Below are 290 nucleotides of genomic sequence, written 5' to 3'. Positions count from 1 at the left end.
GACCCGATCGACCAACGGCAACGGTTCGAAGCGCAAGACGCCGAACGGAGTGCCGGAAACGAAGAAGCCCACGGAATCGACGAAGATTATCTGGAAGCCATGGAATACGGCATGCCGCCTACTGGTGGTTTGGGTATCGGGATCGACCGGTTGACCATGTTGTTGACCGACTCCGTTTCGATCCGTGACGTGATGCTCTTCCCAACCATGCGGCCACTCGACTAATCACGAAAAGGGGCAACGACATGAGAGCAAACCAACTAATTGCGTTATTACGGGAACACGATCTC

Annotated in this window: 1 protein-coding gene; it reads left to right on the top strand. The window is 54.5% G+C overall.

Going from position 1 to position 290, the window contains the following annotated elements; genetic code table 11:
• Window positions 1-225, top strand: a 225-nt coding sequence (locus ACX9YW_RS22910; protein ID WP_460351016.1) for an amino acid--tRNA ligase-related protein, incomplete at its 5' end; no start/stop codon positions are given.
• Between the last annotated feature and the right edge of the window lie 65 nt (window positions 226-290).

The organism is Pseudoneobacillus rhizolycopersici, assembly GCF_054786815.1.
The sequence above is the reverse complement of the archived record's forward strand: the minus strand, read 5'-3'. Positions and strand labels throughout refer to the sequence as shown.